We start from the raw sequence: 21,963 nt of genomic DNA, 5'->3' as shown, positions 1-21,963 counted from the left end.
GCGCCACCAGGCCGTCCACGAGCTGGCTGCGTACGGGGTCGGCCGGACATGAACGGCTCGGCGAATCATGTCTGCCCCCCGGTGTTCACCGTCGAGCGCCAGAGGTCTACGGGTTCGACCGAGGTGGCCGACAGGGTCTTGCCGCCGGGGACGCCGAGGATGAGCGCGTCGCCGAAGTCCACTTTGCAGGACACGGTCACGCTGACCGTGCCGCCGGGTCGCAGGCCACCGGTTGCGGCGCTCACCAACAGGGACGCACACGTCACACCCGCCGAGGACAATGCACTCGCCGCAGTCGACTGGGCCGCTGCGCTCGCCGCCGCCGGGCTGCGTTCGATACTCGCGGCGCGAGCCGCTTGGTGGGCGGCGTCGTCGACGCGGATGCGCGCGTCGACACCCCGGTGGATGACCACACCGACGAAGACCAGCAGCATGACCAGGAAGGGTGCGACGATGGTGACTTCGGCGGCCACGGAGCCGCCGTCAGCCCGCCACCAGGCTGCCCACCCCTGCCGGTCGGGGCATAGGCGGCAGTGGAACTGTCGTCGGGGTGTGCCGGGTGGCTGTGGTGTTGTCGTCTGCGCTGTCATGGCGATCACCCGCCCGCCAGGTCGGGAACGAAGCGCTCAACCGGCCCGACCGCCTCAGCGTGCACGGGCAGACTCAGGAACGGCACCACCGAGGTCGCTGTCCCGCTGATCCGCACCGACGCCGACGTCGCTGCGCGGTCGGTGCTGACGGCGGTGTCCCGCAAAGGGCCGCCCGCGAGCTGGTCGAGAAGCTGCTGCGCGCTGGCTGTTCCCGCTGCGGCGGTCCCGTGCTGGACTCGCGCGGCGGCCAGACCTTGGGAGGCTGCAGCCTGGGCGATGTGCGTAGCGTGCGACCAGAGCGCGAACTGCACGATCGCCAACAGCATCAGCAACAGCAGCGGAGTGGCGACAACCAGTTCCGCGCTGACCGAGCCGCGCTCGCCGCACAGCGCGTCGCGGACTCGGCACCACCAACCGGCACCGGCCGCCCACCCACTACGTAGGTCTTTGTTGTGGCTCATCGGGATCACATGGTGATGCCGTTGGCCTTCTCGGTGACCTTCGCGACCACGATCGCGATCACCGCGAGCGCGGCCACGACCAGCAGCGCGGTCACCAAGACGGTCTCGGTCGAATAACCGGCCTCCGGCCGTCGCCGCAACTCCTCCCACCGTGCTTGCACCACGCCCCACAATGCCTCCACGTGTGTGCGCATCGTGTTGTCCTCCCTTGTCGTTCGCGTTTGGTCGTTGTCCGCGCGAGATGTCACAGTCCATTGAGGACCTGCGTAAGCGCGGGGTAGGCGATGAAGGCCAGGAACCCGAGAAACAGCGCCATCACCGGCAGGCTCATGCGCTCGGTGGCGGCCTGGGCGTCACCTTCGGCCTCGGTGATCTGATGGGTTCGCAGCGCTCCGGCCTTCGCGGCCAGGGAGGTGCGGACCTTTGCGCCCTCGGTGCCTGCCAGGCTGACCGAGGCCGCGAGCTCGGCGAGCTCGGTCACGTCCAGTTCCTCGCCGAGCTGGCGCAGCGACGCCCACGGAGTCGTGCGCGTGAGGCGGGCGGTGTCCAGGGCGCGGCGAATCTGCTCGAACCCCCACCCGCGGCCGATGTTCACCGAGTCGCCCAGCGCGCTGTCGACTCCGGCTCCCCCTGCCAGGGCGATCCACACCAGGTCCAGGTAGGCCGAGAGGGCGTGGCGGAACCCCGTGCGCAGCTTCGCGGCTTGGGAGCGGGCTTGCAGATCCGGCAGGACGAACCCGACGGCCGCCAGGACAAGTCCGGCGATGATCGGGAACTCGAAGCCGAGTCCGAGCCCGGCCACGGTAAGGACCACGGTCAGCAGGACGGGCAGCAGCAGCCCGGCGACAGTGAGGGTGGCTTTCTCGGCCAGGTGGGTCGAGGTCGAGCGGCCGATGACTGCCAGGTCCTTGGCCAGGCGCGGGCCGGGGAGCCCGAGCACTCGCAGTGGGGCAACGGCGGGTCGGCCGAGCCGGGCGGCCCAGCCGGTGTCGTCGGTGGCGACGATGGGTGCTGGAGCAGGTGGGGCGGTGGCGTGGGCCAGCACCGCGCCGAGGGCTGGTCTTGGCGGGAACAGGTAGACCGCCAAGGCCCACAGGCCGATCCCGGATCCGATGCCCAGGGCGATGTAGGTGATCATGGCGTTCACTCCTGCCTCGCGGTGACGAGACCCCGTGCCGGGCTGGTCGCCGAGTCCTGGTCGGCGGTGGAGAGGAAGCGGTCGGGCTGGGCGACGCGGGCGATGCGGTTCAGCCACGTGAACCCGGCGGCGAACAGTGCTCCGATGCCCAGAAGCACGATCTGCCCGGCGGCGCTGTCGTAGGCGCCCATGTAATTGCGGTTGAGCACCACCACGGCGACGGCGAAGGCCAGGGTGGTACCGACGATGACGCGCACCGAGGTGCGGGTGCGGGCACGTCCGGCCTCGACGCGCATCCGCATCGAGGCTTGCCCGCGGGCAGCGTCGGCCAGCGACCCGAGCAGGTCGGCGAGCTGGCGGGTCTGTTGTTCGGCGGCCAGCAGCAGGGCAGCGATCACCAGGTCGCCGATCGGGTCGTCCAGGCGTTCCCCCAGGCGCCGTAGGGCGGGCGCGAGCCGGTCGCCGTTCTCGATCCCGGCGGCGAGTTCGCCGACCTCACCGCGGATGGCCGTGGGCGCCAGCGGCGCCGTGGCGAGGATGGCCTGCTCGAGCCCGGCCGCGGCCGACAGGGTGTCGCGCAGCATCTCGGTCCAGATGGCGATGGCCTCGATCCGCGCGACTCGGCGGGTGTGCTCGGGGTCGCGGCCCAGCACCCGCGGAAGCGCCCAGGCGGCGAGGCCGGCCAGGACGGCGCCGACGACCCAGCCGGTGAGCAGACCGGTCACCACCCCGGCGGTCACGGCCAGCGCGATCCGCAGGCCGCGGTGCTGGTCGACGGTCCCTGCCGCGCGGGCCCGGGTGCGGCGCTGACGCCGTGGGTTGGTTCCGCGCCAGCCAAGGATCACCAGTAGCAGGCCGAGCCCGGTGCCGACACCGAGCAGCGCCGCGGCGGCCGTGGTGGGGCTGAGGGTGATGTTCACGGCCCCCACCAGCCCTCGGGGTTCTCCAGCACGCCGGGGTCGAAGCCAACGTCGACCAGGTTGTCGAGGGTGTCGCTGCGCAGCGCTCCGGCCACGGGGCGCGCGCGGCGGTCAGGGCCAGGGCGGTAGACCTCGTTGGAGATGACCTGTGGGCCGTCGGCGCCGACGACCTCGCGGATCGAGGACACGACTCGGGTCCGGCGGTCCTCGGGGCGGGCCAGGTGCACCACGAAGTGCACCGCTGAGGCGACCAGCAGGTTGGTGGCTTCCAGCGAGAGCCGCTCGACACCCTGGGCGGCGTAGGAGGCGAGGCGGGTGAAGGCGATCCGGGAGCTGGAGGCGTGCAGGGTGGCCATCGAGCCGTCGTTGCCCTGGGACATGGCGTTGCACATCGGGATGACCTCGGGACCGCGGATCTCGCCGACGATCACCCGGTCCGGGCTCATCCGCAGGCCCCACCGCACGAGTTCGGCCTGGCTGATCGCGCCCTCGCCCTCGACGTTGGCTTCACGGGCCTGGAAGGCGGTCACGTCGGCGTGGATGTCCGGGTCGTGGTCCAGGCCCAGTTCGAAGGCGTCCTCGATGGTGACGATGCGCTCCAGCGGATCCATCTCGGACGCCAGCGCGCGCAGCAGGGTGGTCTTGCCCGCGCCGGTGCCGCCGGTGATCAAAACGTTCTTGCGGGCCTTGACCAGCGCCCGCAGAAACGCCTCCAAGCCGGGGTCCAGGGTGCCTCGGCGGCGCAGCTCGGGCAGGGTGACGGTGAGGTAGCCGTGACGGCGGATCGACAGCGCGGTCACGCCCCCGGCGGTCAGGCTCATCACGGCGAACAACCGCTCCCCGCCGGGGAGCTGGAGGTTGACCGCCGGGGCGCCCTGGTCGAACCGCCGCTCCTGACTGCTGGCGCGGGCGGCGAGCAGCCGGACCAGGTCGGTCAGCTCCTCGTTCGAGCCTGCGATCGGGCCGACCGGGGCGCGACGGCCGTCGTTGTACTGGACATAGACCCGGTCGAACCTGTTGGCGTTGATCGTCTCCACGGTCGGGTCGTCCAGCAGCGGCTGCAGCCCGGCCATGCCGAACAGCTCGTTGACGACCTCCCCGACGACCCGCTGCTCGACCTCGCGGGGCAGCAGCTGCCGGCCCGCGGCCAACTCGTTCTCGGTGTACACGCGCAGCGCCTCGTCGAGGATGCCGCGCACCAGCTCGCGCCGCGCCTCGCGGGTCGCGGTCGTCCCGGTGCGGTCCTGCTGATCGGCCACCCGCTGCGGAAGTTCGGTGTTCAACCGGTCCCGCAGGTGCTGCCGCAGCTGCGTCGTACCGGAGGAGAGGTCCGCGGTGTCCTCGTCGGTGCCCCATCCCAGCGGTGGCACAGCAGCGTCGGGGCCAGGTGCGGCGCTGCCGAACGGGGCCGCTCCGGACGGCTGGTGGGGGCGCAGCGGCACCGGCGCCGGGTACGGGTTGGTCGAGTACGTCACGACGCCTGCCCTCCCTGCTGGTCGTGGTGGTCGGCAGCGGGGTTCGATGCGACGCGCACACCGTTGGACGAGACTGCGCCGGGTTGCACACCCGGAACCGAGCGCAGGGCCGGGGCCTGCGTCACCGGCTCAGCGGGCCGGGGTTGAGTTCGGCTGGCCGGTGTGCGCTCGCGGGTGGCGAGTTCGGTGGCGACCCGGTGGGCGAAGCGGCCCAGCGCCGAATGTGCGGGGCCGCTGCGCCCCCAGCGCAGCTTGTTGGGCCGTCCGCACAGCACGGCCGCGCCGCTCGGGTCGTCGGGCACGCGCCCCAGGGGCGGGACGCCGAGTTCGCGGGCGACCTCGGCGGTGGAGTAGCCCTCGCCAACCAGCAGCAACACCGGGTTCGGGCTCCAGCGGCCGACAGTGGGCAGCTGGCGCGGCAGGTGCGCGAGGTCGTCCGCATGAGCCCGCGACAGCAGCACGACCGCGTCGGAGGCGCGCACGATCGGCAGAGCGGGCGAGCCGGGGTCCACACGCCCGCAGTCGACGATGACCACCGTGCCCGGCTGGTCGGCCGCCGCGCGCAACACACCGAGCCCGCTGGTCGGGTCAGGAGCCAACGCCGACAGCGCCGCGCGGGCCTGGTCAGCATCGGGCGGGGCGGAGATCACCGGCAGGCCGCCGGGAAGCTGCTGGGCGTGCCGCCACACCAGGTCGGCGTCGCCCCCACGGCGCGCGGCGGCGGCCAGGCTGACCAGGCCCGGTGTCGAGGACAGGGAGAACCGCAGGCCGAGGTCGCCACCGGAAGGATCGGCCTCGACCACCAGCGCCCGTGCCGGAGCGGGCCAGCGGGCGGCCAAGGCCACGGCCAACGTGGTGGCGCCCGGTGAGCCTTTCAGGGACAGGACCGACATCAACATCAGCGACCTCCAGCAGAGAGCATCACGATCGACAACTGACCGGCCTGCACCGCGGCGACCTGGCGAGCGGCGGACTCCGACAGCTGCACCGACACCACGGTGTTCTGGTCGTTCGCCGGAGTGGTCACGCTGGTCACCACCGCAGGCCAGACCGTGCCGCCATCGGCGGGCGGACTGGTCGCGGTACCGACCTGGCCGGGCACGAACACCACCGACACCCGCGCTCCCGGACCGACCTCCGCAGGAAACTGGCCCGGTTTGAGCGCGAGGGCGGCGATGGCCTGCCCGTCCGTGGGCAACGCGGCGCCGCCGACGGCGTTGGGGGTGAGCAGTGACCCAGCCGACAGGCTGGTGGCCATCGGCCTGCCGACCACGGTGGCCGCCTGGTCCGCGCCGACGACCGCGACGCCGGGGTCAACCGCGACGTTGACCTGCCGCAGGTCCTGCGTGGTCAGCACCTGCCCTACCGGCACGCCGCGGGCCAGCGCGAGCACGGCCTGCCGATCTCCGGAGTTCAGCGAGATCAGCACGAAGCCGCCCACGCAGGCCAGGACCAGCAGCACGCCGAGCAACAGGTACGGCACGCTTCGACGGCGCCCGGTGGTGCGCAACCGCGAGGCGGGAGGCTTCTTGCCGTCGTTGATCCAGGGGCCGTTGACCATGCTCGTGGCTCGGTCGGTCTCGGGCCGGGTCGTGGTGTTGGTGCTCACGCCGGTACCTCCAAAAGGCATGGGGCAGTGCGCCGCGTCGCCGAAGGACGATCAACGCGCGGAACAAGTGTTATTGCTGCTTGTTGTGAAAGGAGTCGTTCAGAGCCGGCCCGTGCTGATCAGCCGCCACCGTTGTTGAGCGCCTGCGACTCCGCCACGCGGAAAGCCGCGTCGCTCGTTGTGGTCATGTCCGGGAAGGTCCCGCCCTGGCCCGCGCCCGACCACGTGACTGTCCAGTGCACAGTCGCCGTGACCGGATACGCCTGCCCCGGCTGCCCAGCCGACGAACGGCGGTAGACATGGCCGCAGTCCGGGGAAGGCGCCTTCGGATCATTTCCTGCCTTGTAGGGCGTCCCGGCATCGGTGCAGGTGACAGTGGAACCGTCGCCCATCACCCAGTCCACCGACGTCGGCGTCGCCACCGCCGTCACCGACACCCCAGGCACCGAGGCTGTAGCAGAGACAGGGCCCCAGCCGCCGGACAGCCACATCCACGTCGGCAGGTTCACCAACTGCTCGCCAGCGGGGTTCGCGGCAATCGTCGGCGAGGGAAGCCGGAGCTGCTTGCGCGCCATCTGCGCCAGCTCGGCAGGCGAGGGCAACAGCGCCGCCCCGGGCTGTCCGCCGTCCGCAATCCATACCGGCGGCCTGTAAAGCCCGTCCGCGACGCCCTCGGTGGTGCACTTCCACACGTACCAGGCTCCGGGGCCCTGACCGGGCTGCGCCGCCTGCCAGCGAACCACAGCCGGACGGAACACCGCGGCGTAGACCACGTCGCCGCTGGTCGTCGGCGGCTGGTACGCGGCGGTGACGACGCCACCGGCCGGTGGTTGGTAGTCGCTCTTGACGTACGAGCAACTCGCCAGGTTTGAGTCACCGCCGACGATCGCATCGCCGGGGTTGCTGGGCTTCCCGCTGCCGGGGTTCGTGCCGGTGCCGGGACGGTTAGGGGTATTGCCCTGCCCAGGGTTTCCGCCGGGTCGCCCGTGGTTGCCGTTGTTGCCCACTCCCAGCTCACATGCCGGAGTGGGGACCTGACTGCAATTCGTGTTTCCCCAGCCGCCGTCGGCGAGTGCGGGTGCTGCGAGACCGCCAAGGCTTGCAGCGACGATTCCGGTGACAAGTGTAAAGCGTCGCATGGTCAACACGTCCCCACGTCGTGTACGCCGAAGTCCGACACCTTCCAGGAGCCGTCAGATTGCTTCTCAACGATGGCGTTGATCGCTTGACGGCCGCCCGGCTCGTTGTCGGCGAGCTGCCCGTTGTCGGCGCGGTACTTCAACCAGTCCGTCGAGTCACCGCAGTCGGAAATGATGATCTTCTTCGGATCGCCCGCAGGTTCTACCGAGGACACTGTCGGGTTCAACACCGGCTGACCCTTGGTGACCAAGCCGTTGTAGTGATCGGCGTACAAGCCGCGTGACAGGTTCGTCAGAGCGACGCCCGTCGCGTGTTGCCCCAGCTTCGGCGACTGCCAGTCGGACGTGCGCCCGGCCTCGACAAAGTTCTGCCACATTCCCCGATAGGCGGCCAAGGCGTCGTTCTTGGCCTTTTCCTCGGCCGACAGTGCGGTACTCGGGCTCGACGTTGCTGACGGCGCCCCCGCGGGACTCGACGTCCCCGGCGGCGGACTCGCCGGATCACCGGAACTGCAGGCTGCGAGGACAGCGAGGCTGACTGCGCTCGTGACTGCGCGGCCACCCCAGGAGCGGAATATCCCCCGTACCACGGGTGCACCCCCATACTTCCGTGAAGATCGCCTTGTGTCTCGTGACACTCCCACGTCTACACCACCCGCCCCGACCGACTGCAAAGTCGGGAAGCACTGACTTTCAAGTCGGCATGGCATCCACTCACAAAGATTCACCCGATCGGGCCATTCTGGTCACTCTGTGAGACCTCACGAGGTATCACTTAGAGCAAGAAGTGGCGCGCCTTAGGGGTGAAAGCCGTGTTGATATTGCCACGAACGATGATTACGGGTGTGATCACTTGCCCTCGCCCGTATTGATCATTCCCTGGATGGCCCTCGGCATGCTATCGGGAAGCATGCTCGGTTTCATGACGCGGAGTCTGCTGCGAGCGAAGCCATTCAGCCGTCTTAGTTGGACGATGTCAGCAACGCTCACCGGGCTACTGTTCGCGGTGCTGGCATGGCGGCTGGGCTGCGGTCTCGCCTTGCTGGCCTACAGCTACGTGGCGGCCGTGCTGGTGCCGCTCTCGATCGTGGATTGGGCTGAGCAACGGCTTCCCAGCATGGTGGTGCTTCCCAGTTACCTGGTCCTCGGCGTTGCCTTCGGAGCGGACGCTGTTCTCGAGTACGACTATGTGAACCTGCTGCGGTCGGCGGCCAGCATGGTCATTCTCGCCCTGGCCTATCTCTCCCTCGCGCTCGCGACTGGGGGTCTCGGTGCCGGTGACGTCAAACTCGCTGGCCTCCTAGGGCTCACGCTCGGGTGGTGGAGTTGGTCGGCGCTGTTCACCGGGACGTTCCTCAGTTGGCTGTTCGCCGCGACCGCTCGGGTTGTGCTCAGGTCGACCGGACGTGTCGAACGCGACGATCCGATGCCCCTAGGTCCATACCTCGCGCTGGGCACCATGGTGACGGTCGTTCTCGGCTTGTCGACTAGCTTCTAGCAAGCGAGTCGCCCGCGCGAGAGCCGGGTGCGTATTCTGACAGTTCGTGATGCCTGCGCCCCTCAGACGGTTCGCCGGGAGGCGCGGCCCGGGATAGACGCCTCCATAGCAAGCCGATCGGTGAGCCGTTCAAGCCGCATGCTGTTGCAGAAGGCATCAATGGCGTAGCGGTTGATGACTACCTTCCGCGATCACACGTCTCTATCGTGTTCCCCTGACGGAGCCGAGTCGCTACCACAACCCACGCCCACGTGTCTTCACTTACCGAGGAATACGCACAGTGGCATCCGGTTTCACCCGGATGGCATATCGCGGTCATTTCGCCATTTTCGCAGGTCACCACACCTGCCGCCCAGTAGCCGCCCCATCGCCGCCACGCCCCCGCTCTGGTTCGTGCTGTGCGGCGGACGTTTAGCTGCGTTGGCGGGTTCGCGGCGGTTCTACCAGCACCGTTACCACCGGGAACCCAGCGCCAGTTCGGTTCGGCTGGCGAGCAACTAAACGTTCGATGCTATGGGAGTAGCAGAAAGTTCGAAACAAACGTAAATCGGGACTCGCTGAATTACGGAGTAGAAGATGACACTCTCGCAGCGATTCGCGGAACCTGCGGTTCCGCGATACCCACAATCAAGGCTCGCTGTGCCTTGTTTCCTCGTGCAGCCGGTGTGGGTACGGAGTTGGACCACCGCACGAGGCGGTGACGCACGATGAACGACCGCGGACCTTGGGCGGTGACGTGCCGCGACGTCGTCGGCCGTCCTAGGAGCCTGACGGTGCTCGTGCGCGGCTCGGAAGTCGTGGTGGTGGCGCCCGCAGGTGAGGCAGCCGCACTCGACGCCGCTGAAGCCGAGCAGTTCCGCTTCGTCTTCACCGAGGCCAAGGAGGTGGCCGCCACCCCGGACCCCGGTGGCCCTGCCCCCTCCGCGGGGAACGGCACGGCGAGAACGGTGAAGCAGTACGGCGACGGTCATCCCCCAGCCGTCGCAGGGCGCTCTGCTTCGCCGCCATGTCGCGGCGGAACCACGACCTCGACACGTGGTTCCGCCGCGATCCCCGCCACTCCGTCGACGAAGGTCGCGTGATGGCGCTGGCTCCGGTGATCACAGCGCTCGCGGCCGTGGTGCTAGTTGGTTGCCTGCTGTACCGGGCCTTCAGGCAGCGGCGTTCCGAGGCGGCATCCGGCAGACACAGTCTCGCCGCGTCCTACATCGGCAGGCATTGGCGTCAGCCGAAGCAGCCGCCGTCACCGATGTTGTTGCACGCGCTGGAAACAGTCGGCACGCACGGCTTCGGTTTCACCCGCGAGAGCGAAGCAGCGTGAGACGTCTCGGCGATCAACGACGACCACGCATTCCGCGCGTGTTCGGGCGACCTAGGTAGTCGCGCGGCCATGAGTGTCGCGTCCTCGATCACGGCGGAGCCGAGGTTTTCCCTTGAGGCGCCTCGGCTCCGCCGAACCACCCCTGCAAGAAGGAGTCCTTCCATGACCACGGCGACAGCAGCCGCCACCCGGCAACGGGACGATGCCAAACCGATTTTGCTCTCGCAGTACTACACCGACCTGCTGAGTTGGCCGACGACGATCGCCCCCGATACCGGCGAGGTCCAACTGCGCCTGGGCGAGACGATCGACGCGCTGGTGATGCGCGCAGGGTTCGGCGGTGAGGTGAACCACCAGCTCGTCCAAGCGATGCTGCATGTGCCGATCATCATCGTGCCCGGCGCGAAGGTGGTCGACTGGGTCTTTCTGACCCAGCCTCGCACACCGATGCGCCGGTCGACCATCGACGATCTCATGGCCGCTGAGGTCGGGTGGTACGACGCGGATGACACGATCGCGCTGCCCGCCTTCGGCGCGACCGAAGGTGACCTGCGCTGGTTGCAGTGCCCGGAGGCCAGAGCGGAACTACCGAGCTGGGGAACCATCGTCGGCGCGGTCCGGCGCACCTTTATGCGGACGTGGTGATCGGGTCATGACGATCGAGCACCCCGAGCACCGTCACCCTGAACACGCGGTGGTCATCGCCTCCGGCGGGCTGGACTCCACGGTGCTGGCCTACTGGTTGGCCGCCCGCCACAGCCGCCTGACGCTGGTGTCGTTCGACTACGGGCAGCGTCACCGCGTCGAACTCGACCACGCCGCCGAGATCGCACGGCTGCTGCTGAGCCCGCACCGGATCATCGACCTGACCAGTCTGGGCGCGCTGCTGACCGGTTCGGCGTTGACCGACACCTCGGTGGCGGTGCCCGATGGGCACTACACCGACGAGTCGATGGCGGCCACCGTGGTGCCCAACCGCAACGCCATCATGCTCGACATCGCCGTGGCGGCCGCTATCGCGGTGCGCGCGGACGCGGTCGCCTTCGGCGCGCACGCCGGAGACCACACCGTCTACCCCGACTGCCGACCGGAGTTCGTGGAGCGGTTCGCCCGCAGCGCGCAGACCGCCAATGAGGGCCTGTTGGCGCCGGGGTTCCAGGTGCTCGCCCCCTTTCTGACCTTGACCAAGACCGACATCGTGCGCGTCGGCGAGGCGCTGGGGGTGCCGTTCGCCCGCACATGGTCCTGCTATCGGGGCCGGGAGGTGCACTGCGGCACATGCGGGACCTGCACCGAGCGGCGGGAAGCCTTTCGCAGCAACGGCATCGCCGATCCAACCGTCTACTGGGCCGCGTAGAGGGGCGTGAGGATCGTGGAAGCGAAGTCGACAAGTCTCGGGCCTGAGCGGGGCCGTCTTTCCCTCGTTCACAGCTCGCGCGTGTTGGGTTGCGAGCCTGGTCTCGGTGATCCGGGGAGCGTGCCTACCGCCCAAGCGAACCCGACGCTAGCGCACCAGCCCAGGGTGTCGCCACCCTCTGTGCGGCAGGCGCACTCTCTAATGCCGATGCTGGACGAGAAGCGCTTGCGAGCCGCGCTGCGGCAGTGCGGACGGCGAACCTCGACACCGGGCGCGGACCGGATGACGCTCAGAGAGTTGCGGAGGCGTTCGGCCGAACTGCTGCCCCGGCTGGCCGAGCAGTTGGCCGCGGGCACGTGGCGGCCGGGCCCGGTGCGGGAGGTGTCGTTCCCGACCTACACCGGCAAGCCGATGACGGTGTGCGTGCCCACGATGATCGACCGGCTGGTGCACCGCGCGCTGCGCAATGCCCTCGAACCAGTCCTGGAGACGCAGGTGCTGGCCGACTGGGTGTCCGGTTACCGGCCTCACCGCAACCGCGTGACCGCGCTGCGCCACGCCGCGGCTCACGTCGAGGCCGGGTTCCGTGTCGTTGCCGACGTGGACGTGGCCTCGGTGTCCGAAGGCACGACGGTCGAGCAGGTCGTCGACTGGTGTGCGCGGCACGTTCAGGACGGTGCCTTCCTCGACCGCCTGCGCACCGCGCTGGCCGCGATGCCGTACCCGATCGCGCCGGGTTCCGGGCTCGCGCCGCTGCTGATCAACCTGCGCCTGTCCCGCCCCGACGGCCTGCTGGGTGGGCTGCGGGTAGTTCGGTTCGCCGACAACTACGCGGCCTTCGCCGCCGACAAGACCCAAGCCAACGAGGCCAACACGCTCATCGCCGAGGCTCTCGGCCGCTTCGGGATGCGCCCGAACGAGACCAAAAGCCGGATAAGGCCACGCGCCAACGTCGAGGACCTGTTCCTGATCGGGGGATGACCATCATGCGGATCGAGTGGGTCGAGGTGCCCGGAGGGACCTGCCGGTTCGGCGACGATGCCCGGCCGGTCAAGGTCGGCACGTTGCTGTGGACGCGCACTCCGATCACCTATGCCCAGCTGCGCGGTGAGCGCGGTGGCGATCGCGGGCTGCACCCGGTCACCGGGATGACCCACGCCGCAGCCGCCGAGATCGCCCATGCCTTGGGTGGGCGGCTGCCGACCTCGGCGGAGTGGGAGTGGATGGCGGGCGGAGCCGTTCGGCGGCGCTGGCCGTGGGGCGACCAGGACTGGACACCCGAGTTGGCGAACCTGCGCGAGCGCGGCCTCGACACCACCAGCCCGGTCGACGCCCACCTCGCCGGGGCGACTCCGGAGGGACTGTTGGACGTGGCGGGCAACGTGTGGGAGTGGACCGCCCGCGTCACGATGGGTGGCAGTGTCACGCTGCGCGGCGGCTCCTACGCCTCACCCGCGCTGTACGCGCGCACCACCTTCCTCAACGCCGCGCCCGCCGAGCTGGCCTCGCCGGGCATCGGCATGCGGGCGGTGCGCAGGCCATGACTCCCGCCAGGAGGCTCGATCCCGACCAGGGGCTGATCATCGTCTCCTGCAGCCGGAGGAAGCTGGTCACCACGGCTCCGGTCCCCGCGCTGCAGCTGTACCGGGGCGCGCTCATGCCCCGCCTGCGCGGCCACCTCGCTCCGGAGCACCGGGCGCGGGTGCGCATCCTGTCCGCTGAACACGGCGTGCTCCACCCCGACGACCTCGTGGGCACCTACGAGCGCAAGCTGCGCACCCGCGGCGAAGCACAGGTGCTCCAGGCTCGCGTGTCCGAGCGCCTCACCGCAGACCTGCGGGCCGAGGCGTTGCGGCACGTGCTGGTGGTGCTGGAGCCGCTGTACCTGGCCGCCGTCACATGCCTGTTCGACCACGCGCCGCCGCTGACTGTGACGTTGCTGCCCAACCCCGTCGACTGGACCGGGACGAGTGCGGTGTTGTCCGGGTGGGGCTGGCTGTGACCACGTCCGAGTTCGTGCCCGGCCCGCTGCCGCTGCGGGAGGAGTTGCTGCGGCACTGCAACAATCACGTTTGCAGCACACGCGGCTGGGAGGCCCTCGCCGACGGACACGGTTGGCACCAGCCCACTCCTTCGGATTGCTGGCTGGCGCCCGCACGCCGCGTCTCGGTGGTCATCCCCGCCCACCAGGTCGGCTACTGCCTGCCGACCGTGCTCGACGCCTTAAACGCCCAACACCACCAGTACGAGTTCGAGGTCGTCGTCGTCGACGACGCCAGCACCGACGACACCGCCTATGTCGCCGCTCGGCATGAGGTGGTCGACCGGTTGGTGCGGCTCCCGCAGCGGATGGGCGCGGCCACCGCCCGCAACGTCGGCACTGTCCTCGCCACAGGGCAGACCGTGCTCTACCTCGACGGCGACATGGTGATCCCGCCCCACGTGATCACCGACGTCGCCGCACGCGCCACCGACACCAGCGTGCTAGTCGGCTTTCGCCACAACGTGCGCCACGAGGTCCACTTCCGGGACCCGGGCATCCTGGGCCGCATCGCGAACCTCGCCGCCGACCACCGGGTCGTGTGGCGGCCACCGCCGAACATCGTGCTGCCCTACAGCGGGATCACGCTGCCCAAGCCGCTGGACGGGCGCCCGCTCGACGACACCCACGACTTCGTCGACCTCGGTTACGGGCAGTTCTACTACGACTGGGATCTGCCCCGCATGGTCGTCACCGCCCTGGTCGCGGTGCCGCGCGCCGCCGTGCTCGACGTCGGGGGCTTCGACCCGGAGTTCGGCCGCATCGGGTGGGGCATGGAGGACACCTACCTCGGCGCGTGCCTGATCGCCGCCGGGCTCCTGGTCATCCCCCTGCGTCAGGCCGTCGGGTTCCACCTCGACCCACCGGATGCCGCCGAGCAGTGGCAGCACAAGCTCGCCAGCTGGCCACGCACCCTGGCCCGCTACCGCGACCTGCTGGAGCGGCCCGCGCCGCGAGGGCGCACCCAGGACTTCATCGCATCCATGTCCGAATTGCTCACCCATTGCGAGGTACGCCCATGACCACGACGACTGCGACCACCGGCGGCGCGGCGGCGCGCCGGATAGTCGGCTGCGGCACCCGCGGCGGGACCGGTGTCGTCTACGACCCGCTCACCGGCCTGACCCACCGCACAGACCAGCCGCTCTCCACCGGACGCATCGCCCTGGCCCACGAAGGCATCGCCTCCCTTCCGGAAGTCCACCCCGGTGAGCTGGGCGACGTGACTCCGGTCAGCGTGTGCTGGTCGCCCATCGTGCGCTGCAACCTGGCCTGCCCACACTGCCTGGACGACAAATCCGTCCCGGAACTCGGCCGCGGCGAGCGCGCCGAGGTCGCGGCCAGGATCGCCTCCTCCGGGGTGCTCGGCGTGGACATCTCCGGCGGCGAACCGCTGCTCATCCGCAACCTGCCCACCCTGCTCGACTCGCTGGTCGACGGCGGCTGCGCGGTCAGCGTCACCACCAACGGGACCCATTTGCGCCGCCGCGCCGAAGCCCTTGCCCGCCGGGTCGACGCGATCCGGGTCAGCCTCGACGGTCCCGACTCCGAGCGGCACGACCGGTGGCGCGGCGAGGGCAGCTTCGCCGCCGCCGTCTCCGGAATCCGCGCCGCCATCGCCCACGGCATCCCGACCCAGATCCAGACCGTGCTCATGCGCTCCACCGCCAGCGGACTACCCGCGCTGGTCGAACTGGCCGACCGGCTCGGCGTCCACGGCCTGACCGTCCTGCAATACCTGCCCTTCGGCGAAGGCGCCCCGCTCGCCATCACCGAACAGGTCTCCGACGAGGACGCCCGCCACCTGGTCGCCGCGCTCGGCGCAGCACCGATCCCGGTGCGGCTTCGCACCCGCGCCGACGCCGCTGGGTTCACCGTGGTGCGCGCCGACGGGCAGGTCTGGCGCAACACCGCGGACACCACCGGCATCGCCGCCCTGCGCCCGCTGACCGGATCGGTCAGCCTGGCCGTGACCGGACGGGACGGTTCGGCATGACCCGCACCGCACAGCGCGTGTTCGAGCACCAGCGCGTCTGGCGGGTCACCCCCGACGCCCTGCGCCAAGCCTGCCTGCTGCTGTTCGCCGCCATCAGCCGCGACCACCCGGAGGTCGACCACGTCATCGGCATCGCCAACGGCGGCGTCGCCCCCGCCCGCATTCTCGCCGGCCGCCTCGGCGTGAAATCCAGGAGCGTGAAGGCCCGGCACAACGCCGACGACGGCGTCTACCGTCAGGCCACGGGCAAGGTCGCCGTCGACTTTGACGCCTTTCGTCGCGGTCTCGGCCGTAAGAAGCTCGGTGGCACCGTCCTCGTGGTCGACGACATCTGCGGCAGCGGCGCCACCCTGTACAAACTTCGCAACGTCCTAATCCCGGTCCTCGCCCCGGACGCCCGCGTGATCACCGCGACGCTGTGCCTGAACACCGGGGCAGAGACCTGCCCGGACTACTCGGTGTGGACCGTGTCGGACTGGGTGAGCTTTCCCTGGGAGAAGCGCCCCGACCAGCCGACCGTTGACATGCCCATCCCGGAGCGGGCAACGAGCCATGCCTGATGCCAGCAAGGCGCTGACCGTCGCGTTCGTCCTGGCCTCCTACACCAGCGACGCCCCGGCCGGGATGGAACGCGCCACCGCCGCCCTCGCTGAGGGTCTGCGCCAACTCGGGCACCGCGCTTTGATCATCACCGCGATCGAACCCGACCCAATCGAGCACGGTATCGACGAGGACCTGGTCGTGCTCGACTCGGTTGGGGTCACCTTCCCCGCCGACGACGGCGAACTGCGCGAGGCGATCAGCACCCACGGCCAGGATGAGATCATCGCCGCCGACCTGGGCGCCCTCTACCGTCATCACCGCGTCGACACCGCCGTTTACGTCGATGCTCTGTGGGGGCTCGGGCGCCTTGCCCCGGCCTGTCCCGGCGTCCGAACAGTGCTGGCGATGCACGTTGTCGGCCACGATCAGGACCTCGTGCCGGCACTGGAGCGCGCCGATGTGGTGTTCACGCCGTCAACCACGGTTCTCGGCCAAGCCCATGACCGGAGCTATGACAGCACCTGCTGGCGAGTCGTGCCCAACGCGCTGCTCGTCGACCACGGCGCGCCGGATGCCCGCCAGCGCGAGGCGTTGCGGCAGGGCGGACCGGTGCGGGTGCTGGCCCGGCTCGGTCCCGAGAAGAACGTCCGCGCCCTGCTCGACGCCGGCCGCCTCGTCGACCGCGGCATCGAGGTCGTCCTCGCCCAGGCCGGCTTCGAGCACGCTGCCGGCGCACAGGCGGCCGAGTACCGTCGCTGCGCCCACTCTGCCGCCCACCTGCTGATGGGCAGCATCCGCGACGGCGGCCTGCCGTGGGATCAGGTCCAGTCATGGCTGGCCGACGCCGCCGTGGTCATCGTGCCCTCGCTGAAGGAGACCTTCGGGCTGATCGCCCTGGAGGCCATGAGCACGGGCACCCCGGTGGTCGCCTTCGACGTGGACAACCTGCCCGCCCTCATCGGCACCGGGGAGGAAGCGGGCGGGATCGTGGTGCCCCGCGCCCGCGGCGAGTTCGGGCTGTGGGATGCGACCGAAGTCCTCCTCGACGATCCGGTACGCTACGCAGCGCTATCACGGGCTGCGTACTACCGCTCGCGGGACTATCTGCCCACCACAGTCGCCCATGACTTCCTCAAGGCGGTGCGGTGATGAACGATGTCCCTCTTCTGCTGGTCGACGGCCACAACCTGCTCTGGCGCGGAGCCTTCGGCTTCCCGGCCGCGATCCATTCTCGCGACAAGACCCGCGACCTGACTGCTGAGTTCGCCTTCTTCGCGCTACTGCGGGTAGCCATTCGCGAAGAGTTCGCCGCACCGCCCGAGGTGATCGTGGTGTTCGACGGCCAGCACGGCGCGGCCGAACGCCAAGCCACCAACAGCGACTACAAGGCCAACCGCGTCCTCGACGAAGCCGCGCTCAAACCCATCCGCGCCATCCCGCACGTTCAGGAAGCGCTGACCGCCTACGAGCTGGCGTGGATCGAGGTCGACACGGCCGAAGCCGACGATGTGATCGCCACCCTCGTCACCCACGTCCGCCGCGACGACCCCGAGCGCCGGGTGTGGATCATGTCCGGTGACCGCGACTTCTACCAGCTCGTCGACGACCACGTCCGGGTGCTCAACACCGCCATGAAGCGAGGCCGCCGCCACATCGAGCCCGACACCGTGTTCGACCGATACCAGGTCCAACCGACTCAGTGGGCGGACTTCCGGGCCCTCACCGGCGACCCGGCCGACAACATCCCTGGCGTGCGGGGCATCGGGACAGGCACGGCGGCCAAGCTCCTGGCTGGCAGCCTTACGCTCGAACAGCTCGCCGACGCCGGGCGGCTCACCGGCACCAAGGGCAAGGCCATCGTCGAAGCCTGGGACCAGGTCCTCGGCTGGCGCGACCTGATCAGGATGCGCACCGACCTCGACCTGCCCCTGCTCCCCGCCGGCCGCAGCAGCCGGGCGCTGCCCACGCCCGCCGAGGTCATCGACAAGCTCGGGCTGTGGTGACGCCCGTGACCGCGACCGCGTTCATCCCGCCCGCCTCGGTCCTGACCGTGATGGCCCACCCCGACGACGCCGAACTCTGGGCAGGCGGCACGCTCGCCCTCTGCGCCGCCGCCGGAGCCGACGTCACCATCGCCGTCCCACTCCACCCCGAGCCCCGAGCCAGCGAGGCCGTCGCCGGGGCCGCCGTACTCGGCGCCGGGTTCCACGAGATCAACGAGCCCACCGCGGCAGCCGTACGCGAACGGCTGCTGGACACCCGCCCCGAAGTCGTCCTGACCCACCCCCTGCGCGATGTGCACCCCGACCACCGACGCATCGCCGAAGCCGTGCTGGAGGCACTTCCCGAGGTCGTCATCGCCACAGGATGCCCTCGGCGGGTCTACACCACCGACACCTACAACAGCCTCACCCTCGACGGTCCCGTCCACGCCCACACCACCGTCGACATCACCTCTACGTGGGCCAGCAAACAACGCGCCCTAGCGGCGCACGCCTCCCAGCCCATCGCCGAGCACTTCGGGCCGATGGCCGAAACCCTCGGCCGGTTGTGGGGCGCACGGGTCGGCGTCGCCTTCGCGGAAAACTTCGTCCCGCTTCCCATTCTCGGACGCCTGCCCACCGCAGTGACCCTCTGACACCGCAGAGGTCTTCGTAACATCGGCCGAGAAACCGGCGGACCGGATACCGCCCCCTGCGGACCCGGGACACCTTGCGTTCGTATGCAGCCGGAAGATCGAACCGGAGCGGGGTGTCCGACGGTCGGAACTGCCCACTGAAGAGGCCACCGCCGTGCCGGTGGCCTCTGACCAGGACGGTGGCCTGCCGCGCCGTGGGTGCTGCGCGGGGACCTTAATCTATGACCTGGATTGGGACGTGGACGCCTGGAAGCTGTACGGCCACTGCACACCCGAGCGCACCATCCCGAACCCGCCACCAGCACACGGTTCCTGAATCGGCCAGTCCGTTTGAACGCTGCCTGAGACGAGGACAACGCCACCACCCGCGCCATCCACTGCCACTCCACGCAGCCGGTGGATCAAATCCGTCGTTCGTCCAGCCGGTTGATCACCTCGTTCACCGGATCCCGACCTCCTCCCGGTGAGGGCGGTGAACGCCGCGCCTGGGTAGCGACCCACTGATCCCGGCGGTCCCGCTGGTCGGCGGTCAATCCGGCAGGTTCCGGCCCGTCACCCGGCAACGGGTGGTACGGATCCTCCAGATCGCCGGGCGGATCTTCCCACCACCCAGCACGCCGCCACCGCGGCCTCGGCCGCTTGCTCATGCCTCATGCACTTCACGACCGTACCCCGACCCCACCCCACCGGCTACCTGACCACGACCGCGTGACCCACCACCACGCAGCGTCCTCAACGGACTCCTGGTAGCGCGGAGAACGGCCCGATGGGACAGAACGATCGTTTGTGCCCCACTTCGGTTGATCGACTGGCTGCGTGACCCCGAATGACACTGACCACCCGAAGTGGGACGTTACTCGTGTGCGAAATGTATTTGTCGTCATTGACCCCTGTGGTCGTTTGCAGTAGGTCCGAATGGAGGGGTGGCGCCAACATTTACTCCGGCCTCAAAAGGCCGACCACGACCACGGCCGTTCGATCTCGCCTCGCAGGCACGCCACCCGATGTTGTACCTCTTCGGAGGCTCTCGGGTCGATCGCGGCTTTGCCAAGGACGAAGGCGGTCCACCGTAGTTCTCTAATCGTCGCCAGCGTGCGGTAGCCAGGCCAAGCGGTAAGGTCATACCCGCCGTATGCGTCCACGAAAGCTTGGTAATCCGAGTCCGCGATTCGGGCGAAGTCGGTGTAGTCAACCGCCAGCGAGACCAAGTCCCACTCCTGAGGTCCGATCCCGACATGGTCTAGATCCAGCAACACGGGAGCGCCACCGGCCCTGGGGACAACAATGTTGCCCTGCCAAGCATCGCCGTGGATGACGGACCGAGACAGTCCCGGGACCATCGCCAGGTACTCCCTGTGCAGCCGTTTCACGAGGTCTCGAAGCCAGGCTCGGTCATCCTCCGGCAAGGCGGTACCGCGGTCGATTGTCTCGCGTAGCCCTTCGAAAGGGTCGACAGCGGGGAACGAAGGCGACTCTGGTACGTCCAGCGCGTGCAGGCGTCTCAGGACCGCACCCAGTTCGGCTGGCGTGGCATGGCGGTGATCCGGAAGCTGCACCCACCAAGTGACGGGCCGATCGCCAACGATCGTGCGCTGATCGATGGCGTCGATTGCACGCACGACGGGAATGCCGGCGTCAGCCAGCCAACGCGACGCCTGGATTTGACGGGCAGCTACAAGCTGTGAGCCTGGAGGGCCCACACGAGCCACAACGCCATCGGTTACCTCGTAGATGACGTTCGTGCCGTCACGGATCAAGATCGCTCCCGCGGTCGGTACGCCAACCTTCCTGCCCGCTACCGTCAGCGCGTCAAGCGGGTCTACCGACGGGACCATGTCTGTGTCGGCGTCTACATCAGACATGGTCGATACCGGACGCCACGAGTTCCGAGAACTCGGCCACTTCGGATATCGCACGATGCCGTTCGCAAGCCCGCACCAGCTTGGCGAGTTCCTCGTCCATCCGCTTTGAGTGCAACATCGTGGCGTCATCGACGGCTTGCCGTCCGAGGAGGACGGCTTCACGCGGATCCCCGACTGCCATGTGCAAGGTAGCCAAGCGCGCCCTAGAGAACGCGCGCGAGCGAGGATAGGCGTCGCTATGGAGTCGAACCGCAGAGACAAGTCGCTCAGCGGCATCCCCCGGCTGCTTTTCCGCGACGGCGAGCGGAGTAAGTGCCCGCGCGCTGCTGCCCGCATGTTCGGCTTCGTCGTAGTAGACCAGCCAGGGCGGGTCGGTCTCCGGTTCCCGTTGGGAGAAGTACGCATCCGCGCGGTCCACTTCGGCTCGCGACTCGTTGTGGCGACCCAGCATCGCCAGCAATCGGGCCCGGACCACGCCGATCATGGCTCGCGCGGTGGCGGTCAGCCGGTCAGCTCGGACCTGGGCGAACTCGATCAAGGACAATGCGTCGTCCAGGTTGCCGAGATAGATGGCCTGCCGTGCCATGTCTGCGAGGGTCGCGGCACGCAGTTCCCACGAGCCGCTCTGCTCGGCGCACCACAGACTGAAGCGAAAGCATCGAGCCGCTGCGTCGTGGTTTCCGACGTCGAAAGCCGAGAATGCCACCACTCCCGCGAGGTTCCCAACGGCCTCGAACATATCCGCCGCGACGGCGGTACTGGCTCGGGCACTCAACAGCCGGCCAGCCCATCGCAGGTGCGCGGCTCCCGCTTCACCGGCCATGCCCCCGCCATAGAGATTCTCGCTGGCGGCCAACGTGCTCGTCATTAGCTTGACCTGCTCGACCTCAGCCGATCCGATCCGCCGCGGTGGCTTCACGGTCAAGGTGAGGGACTCGAGGAACTCAGCGGGCACCGATCCCATGTCGAGGCTTCCGGCGGGTTCATACGCGGCGGTGAGCGCAGAGGCGGGCGAACTCGACGCTGGCGAGGATCGTCTCCAGGTCGTTTGCCCTGGGACCGACTGTGGCAGGTCCTGTCGGCCGTGAGTCGGGCCCTGTCCGAGCAACACGTGCAGTTCGTCGAGGGAAACACCCAACGCCGCTGCAATTCGAGGGCGCCGCCACGGTTGAGGCGTCAGAGCACCGCGTTCCCACCGCCCGACGGTGGAGAACTCCACACCCACAGCCGCAGCGAGCCCTTCCTGGGTGAAACCCATCGCTTCACGTCGGGCCGCGAACGCCTCGCGTTTGTCACCCACGCCGCTCACCTCGCTAGCCTGCCTCAGCCCCCGGCCTGGCTGCTGAATGGTCACACCGCATGGCTGCCGGTGCAG

At 69.2% G+C, this 21,963-nt stretch carries 26 protein-coding genes; 14 read left to right on the top strand and 12 right to left on the bottom strand.

The annotated features are described in order from the left end of the window. Window positions 1-65: 65 nt before the first annotated feature. The 10 genes from ACWEPX_RS27015 to ACWEPX_RS26970 all read right to left on the bottom strand — a co-directional run bounded on the left by ACWEPX_RS27015 (window position 66) and on the right by ACWEPX_RS26970 (window position 7,727). On the bottom strand, window positions 66-473 hold the full coding sequence (locus tag ACWEPX_RS27015) for a TadE/TadG family type IV pilus assembly protein (RefSeq protein WP_268244622.1): 408 nt from the start codon (window positions 471-473) through the stop codon (window positions 66-68). A gap of 122 nt (window positions 474-595) precedes the next feature. Beyond that, window positions 596-1,051 (bottom strand): TadE/TadG family type IV pilus assembly protein, encoded by a 456-nt coding sequence (locus ACWEPX_RS27010; RefSeq protein WP_451900045.1) that lies wholly within the window; start codon window positions 1,049-1,051, stop codon window positions 596-598. A 5-nt stretch (window positions 1,052-1,056) separates the two neighbouring features. Beyond that, entirely contained in the window at window positions 1,057-1,245 is a 189-nt protein-coding gene (locus ACWEPX_RS27005; protein ID WP_189214285.1) for a hypothetical protein, read from the bottom strand. A 50-nt stretch (window positions 1,246-1,295) separates the two neighbouring features. Continuing rightward, entirely contained in the window at window positions 1,296-2,189 is an 894-nt protein-coding gene (locus tag ACWEPX_RS27000) for a type II secretion system F family protein (protein WP_189214284.1), read from the bottom strand. Between the two features lie 5 nt (window positions 2,190-2,194). Beyond that, window positions 2,195-3,118, bottom strand: a complete 924-nt coding sequence (locus ACWEPX_RS26995) for a type II secretion system F family protein (RefSeq protein ID WP_451900044.1) — start codon at window positions 3,116-3,118, stop codon at window positions 2,195-2,197. After that, entirely contained in the window at window positions 3,106-4,479 is a 1,374-nt protein-coding gene (locus ACWEPX_RS26990; protein ID WP_451900061.1) for a CpaF family protein, read from the bottom strand. The genes ACWEPX_RS26995 and ACWEPX_RS26990 overlap by 13 nt, the downstream gene beginning before the upstream one ends. A gap of 101 nt (window positions 4,480-4,580) precedes the next feature. Continuing rightward, a complete protein-coding gene (locus ACWEPX_RS26985; protein ID WP_451900043.1) occupies window positions 4,581-5,483 on the bottom strand; it encodes a MinD/ParA family ATP-binding protein in 903 nt (300 codons plus the stop codon). Further along, window positions 5,483-6,193: an SAF domain-containing protein gene (locus ACWEPX_RS26980; protein WP_451900042.1), complete on the bottom strand. Its 711-nt coding sequence runs from the start codon at window positions 6,191-6,193 to the stop codon at window positions 5,483-5,485. Before ACWEPX_RS26980 ends, ACWEPX_RS26985 begins: the two co-directional genes overlap by 1 nt. Before the next feature lie 119 nt (window positions 6,194-6,312). Continuing rightward, entirely contained in the window at window positions 6,313-7,200 is an 888-nt protein-coding gene (locus tag ACWEPX_RS26975) for a hypothetical protein (RefSeq protein WP_451900041.1), read from the bottom strand. A 134-nt stretch (window positions 7,201-7,334) separates the two neighbouring features. Continuing rightward, entirely contained in the window at window positions 7,335-7,727 is a 393-nt protein-coding gene (locus tag ACWEPX_RS26970; protein ID WP_229787801.1) for a hypothetical protein, read from the bottom strand. Window positions 7,728-8,215: 488 nt separating this feature from the next. Between ACWEPX_RS26970 and ACWEPX_RS26965 the strand changes: the two genes are divergently transcribed. From ACWEPX_RS26965 to ACWEPX_RS26900, 14 genes are all read left to right on the top strand, one after another. Continuing rightward, window positions 8,216-8,830 carry a prepilin peptidase gene (locus ACWEPX_RS26965; protein ID WP_451900040.1) on the top strand — a complete coding sequence of 205 codons (615 nt, stop codon included), beginning with the start codon at window positions 8,216-8,218 and terminating at the stop codon, window positions 8,828-8,830. A gap of 707 nt (window positions 8,831-9,537) precedes the next feature. Then, on the top strand, window positions 9,538-9,912 hold the full coding sequence (locus ACWEPX_RS26960; protein ID WP_189214277.1) for a hypothetical protein: 375 nt from the start codon (window positions 9,538-9,540) through the stop codon (window positions 9,910-9,912). Continuing rightward, window positions 9,912-10,151 carry a hypothetical protein gene (locus tag ACWEPX_RS26955; protein WP_189214276.1) on the top strand — a complete coding sequence of 80 codons (240 nt, stop codon included), beginning with the start codon at window positions 9,912-9,914 and terminating at the stop codon, window positions 10,149-10,151. The genes ACWEPX_RS26960 and ACWEPX_RS26955 overlap by 1 nt, the downstream gene beginning before the upstream one ends. A 162-nt stretch (window positions 10,152-10,313) precedes the next feature. After that, window positions 10,314-10,796 carry a hypothetical protein gene (locus ACWEPX_RS26950; protein ID WP_451900039.1) on the top strand — a complete coding sequence of 161 codons (483 nt, stop codon included), beginning with the start codon at window positions 10,314-10,316 and terminating at the stop codon, window positions 10,794-10,796. 7 nt (window positions 10,797-10,803) lie between these two features. Further along, window positions 10,804-11,508 carry a 7-cyano-7-deazaguanine synthase QueC gene (queC, locus tag ACWEPX_RS26945; RefSeq protein ID WP_189214274.1) on the top strand — a complete coding sequence of 235 codons (705 nt, stop codon included), beginning with the start codon at window positions 10,804-10,806 and terminating at the stop codon, window positions 11,506-11,508. A 207-nt stretch (window positions 11,509-11,715) separates the two neighbouring features. Continuing rightward, entirely contained in the window at window positions 11,716-12,489 is a 774-nt protein-coding gene (locus ACWEPX_RS26940; protein WP_451900038.1) for a reverse transcriptase domain-containing protein, read from the top strand. Continuing rightward, a complete protein-coding gene (locus tag ACWEPX_RS26935) occupies window positions 12,486-13,052 on the top strand; it encodes a formylglycine-generating enzyme family protein (RefSeq protein ID WP_451900037.1) in 567 nt (188 codons plus the stop codon). The genes ACWEPX_RS26940 and ACWEPX_RS26935 overlap by 4 nt, the downstream gene beginning before the upstream one ends. Continuing rightward, the gene (locus ACWEPX_RS26930; RefSeq protein ID WP_451900036.1) at window positions 13,049-13,510 is read left to right on the top strand and encodes a DUF6884 domain-containing protein; all 462 of its coding nucleotides are present in this window, start codon (window positions 13,049-13,051) and stop codon (window positions 13,508-13,510) included. The genes ACWEPX_RS26935 and ACWEPX_RS26930 overlap by 4 nt, the downstream gene beginning before the upstream one ends. Continuing rightward, a complete protein-coding gene (locus ACWEPX_RS26925; protein WP_451900035.1) occupies window positions 13,507-14,571 on the top strand; it encodes a glycosyltransferase family 2 protein in 1,065 nt (354 codons plus the stop codon). The genes ACWEPX_RS26930 and ACWEPX_RS26925 overlap by 4 nt, the downstream gene beginning before the upstream one ends. After that, window positions 14,568-15,545, top strand: coding sequence for a radical SAM protein (locus tag ACWEPX_RS26920; RefSeq protein WP_451900034.1), 978 nt, complete (start codon window positions 14,568-14,570; stop codon window positions 15,543-15,545). The genes ACWEPX_RS26925 and ACWEPX_RS26920 overlap by 4 nt, the downstream gene beginning before the upstream one ends. Then, on the top strand, window positions 15,542-16,105 hold the full coding sequence (locus ACWEPX_RS26915; RefSeq protein ID WP_451900033.1) for a phosphoribosyltransferase: 564 nt from the start codon (window positions 15,542-15,544) through the stop codon (window positions 16,103-16,105). The genes ACWEPX_RS26920 and ACWEPX_RS26915 overlap by 4 nt, the downstream gene beginning before the upstream one ends. Next, the gene (locus ACWEPX_RS26910) at window positions 16,098-17,237 is read left to right on the top strand and encodes a glycosyltransferase family 4 protein (protein WP_451900032.1); all 1,140 of its coding nucleotides are present in this window, start codon (window positions 16,098-16,100) and stop codon (window positions 17,235-17,237) included. The genes ACWEPX_RS26915 and ACWEPX_RS26910 overlap by 8 nt, the downstream gene beginning before the upstream one ends. After that, window positions 17,237-18,091: a 5'-3' exonuclease gene (locus ACWEPX_RS26905; protein ID WP_189214268.1), complete on the top strand. Its 855-nt coding sequence runs from the start codon at window positions 17,237-17,239 to the stop codon at window positions 18,089-18,091. The genes ACWEPX_RS26910 and ACWEPX_RS26905 overlap by 1 nt, the downstream gene beginning before the upstream one ends. A gap of 5 nt (window positions 18,092-18,096) precedes the next feature. Next, complete coding sequence (locus ACWEPX_RS26900; RefSeq protein ID WP_451900031.1) at window positions 18,097-18,726, top strand: PIG-L deacetylase family protein; 630 nt, start codon at window positions 18,097-18,099, stop codon at window positions 18,724-18,726. 947 nt (window positions 18,727-19,673) lie between these two features. On the opposite strand, the gene ACWEPX_RS26895 is transcribed toward ACWEPX_RS26900, so the two are convergent. Together ACWEPX_RS26895 and ACWEPX_RS26890 are read right to left on the bottom strand one after the other, a co-directional pair. After that, window positions 19,674-20,588, bottom strand: coding sequence for a phosphotransferase enzyme family protein (locus ACWEPX_RS26895; protein ID WP_451900030.1), 915 nt, complete (start codon window positions 20,586-20,588; stop codon window positions 19,674-19,676). Further along, entirely contained in the window at window positions 20,581-21,888 is a 1,308-nt protein-coding gene (locus ACWEPX_RS26890; RefSeq protein ID WP_451900029.1) for a helix-turn-helix domain-containing protein, read from the bottom strand. Before ACWEPX_RS26890 ends, ACWEPX_RS26895 begins: the two co-directional genes overlap by 8 nt. Between the last annotated feature and the right edge of the window lie 75 nt (window positions 21,889-21,963).

The organism is Actinokineospora sp. NPDC004072, from assembly GCF_053604195.1.
The sequence above is the reverse complement of the archived record's forward strand: the minus strand, read 5'-3'. Positions and strand labels throughout refer to the sequence as shown.

What these genes read in the sequence shown, in the direction of transcription:
- ACWEPX_RS27010 (WP_451900045.1), bottom strand. Translation starts at nt 1,051, where the DNA reads ATGAGCCACAACAAAGACCTACGTAGTGGGTGGGCGGCCGGTGCCGGT.
- ACWEPX_RS27005 (WP_189214285.1), bottom strand. Translation starts at nt 1,245, where the DNA reads ATGCGCACACACGTGGAGGCATTGTGGGGCGTGGTGCAAGCACGGTGG.
- ACWEPX_RS27000 (WP_189214284.1), bottom strand. Translation starts at nt 2,189, where the DNA reads ATGATCACCTACATCGCCCTGGGCATCGGATCCGGGATCGGCCTGTGG.
- ACWEPX_RS26985 (WP_451900043.1), bottom strand. Translation starts at nt 5,483, where the DNA reads ATGTTGATGTCGGTCCTGTCCCTGAAAGGCTCACCGGGCGCCACCACG.
- ACWEPX_RS26965 (WP_451900040.1), top strand. Translation starts at nt 8,216, where the DNA reads ATGGCCCTCGGCATGCTATCGGGAAGCATGCTCGGTTTCATGACGCGG.
- ACWEPX_RS26960 (WP_189214277.1), top strand. Translation starts at nt 9,538, where the DNA reads ATGAACGACCGCGGACCTTGGGCGGTGACGTGCCGCGACGTCGTCGGC.
- ACWEPX_RS26955 (WP_189214276.1), top strand. Translation starts at nt 9,912, where the DNA reads ATGGCGCTGGCTCCGGTGATCACAGCGCTCGCGGCCGTGGTGCTAGTT.
- ACWEPX_RS26950 (WP_451900039.1), top strand. Translation starts at nt 10,314, where the DNA reads ATGACCACGGCGACAGCAGCCGCCACCCGGCAACGGGACGATGCCAAA.
- queC (WP_189214274.1), top strand. Translation starts at nt 10,804, where the DNA reads ATGACGATCGAGCACCCCGAGCACCGTCACCCTGAACACGCGGTGGTC.
- ACWEPX_RS26940 (WP_451900038.1), top strand. Translation starts at nt 11,716, where the DNA reads ATGCTGGACGAGAAGCGCTTGCGAGCCGCGCTGCGGCAGTGCGGACGG.
- ACWEPX_RS26935 (WP_451900037.1), top strand. Translation starts at nt 12,486, where the DNA reads ATGACCATCATGCGGATCGAGTGGGTCGAGGTGCCCGGAGGGACCTGC.
- ACWEPX_RS26930 (WP_451900036.1), top strand. Translation starts at nt 13,049, where the DNA reads ATGACTCCCGCCAGGAGGCTCGATCCCGACCAGGGGCTGATCATCGTC.
- ACWEPX_RS26920 (WP_451900034.1), top strand. Translation starts at nt 14,568, where the DNA reads ATGACCACGACGACTGCGACCACCGGCGGCGCGGCGGCGCGCCGGATA.
- ACWEPX_RS26915 (WP_451900033.1), top strand. Translation starts at nt 15,542, where the DNA reads ATGACCCGCACCGCACAGCGCGTGTTCGAGCACCAGCGCGTCTGGCGG.
- ACWEPX_RS26910 (WP_451900032.1), top strand. Translation starts at nt 16,098, where the DNA reads ATGCCTGATGCCAGCAAGGCGCTGACCGTCGCGTTCGTCCTGGCCTCC.
- ACWEPX_RS26905 (WP_189214268.1), top strand. Translation starts at nt 17,237, where the DNA reads ATGAACGATGTCCCTCTTCTGCTGGTCGACGGCCACAACCTGCTCTGG.
- ACWEPX_RS26895 (WP_451900030.1), bottom strand. Translation starts at nt 20,588, where the DNA reads ATGTCTGATGTAGACGCCGACACAGACATGGTCCCGTCGGTAGACCCG.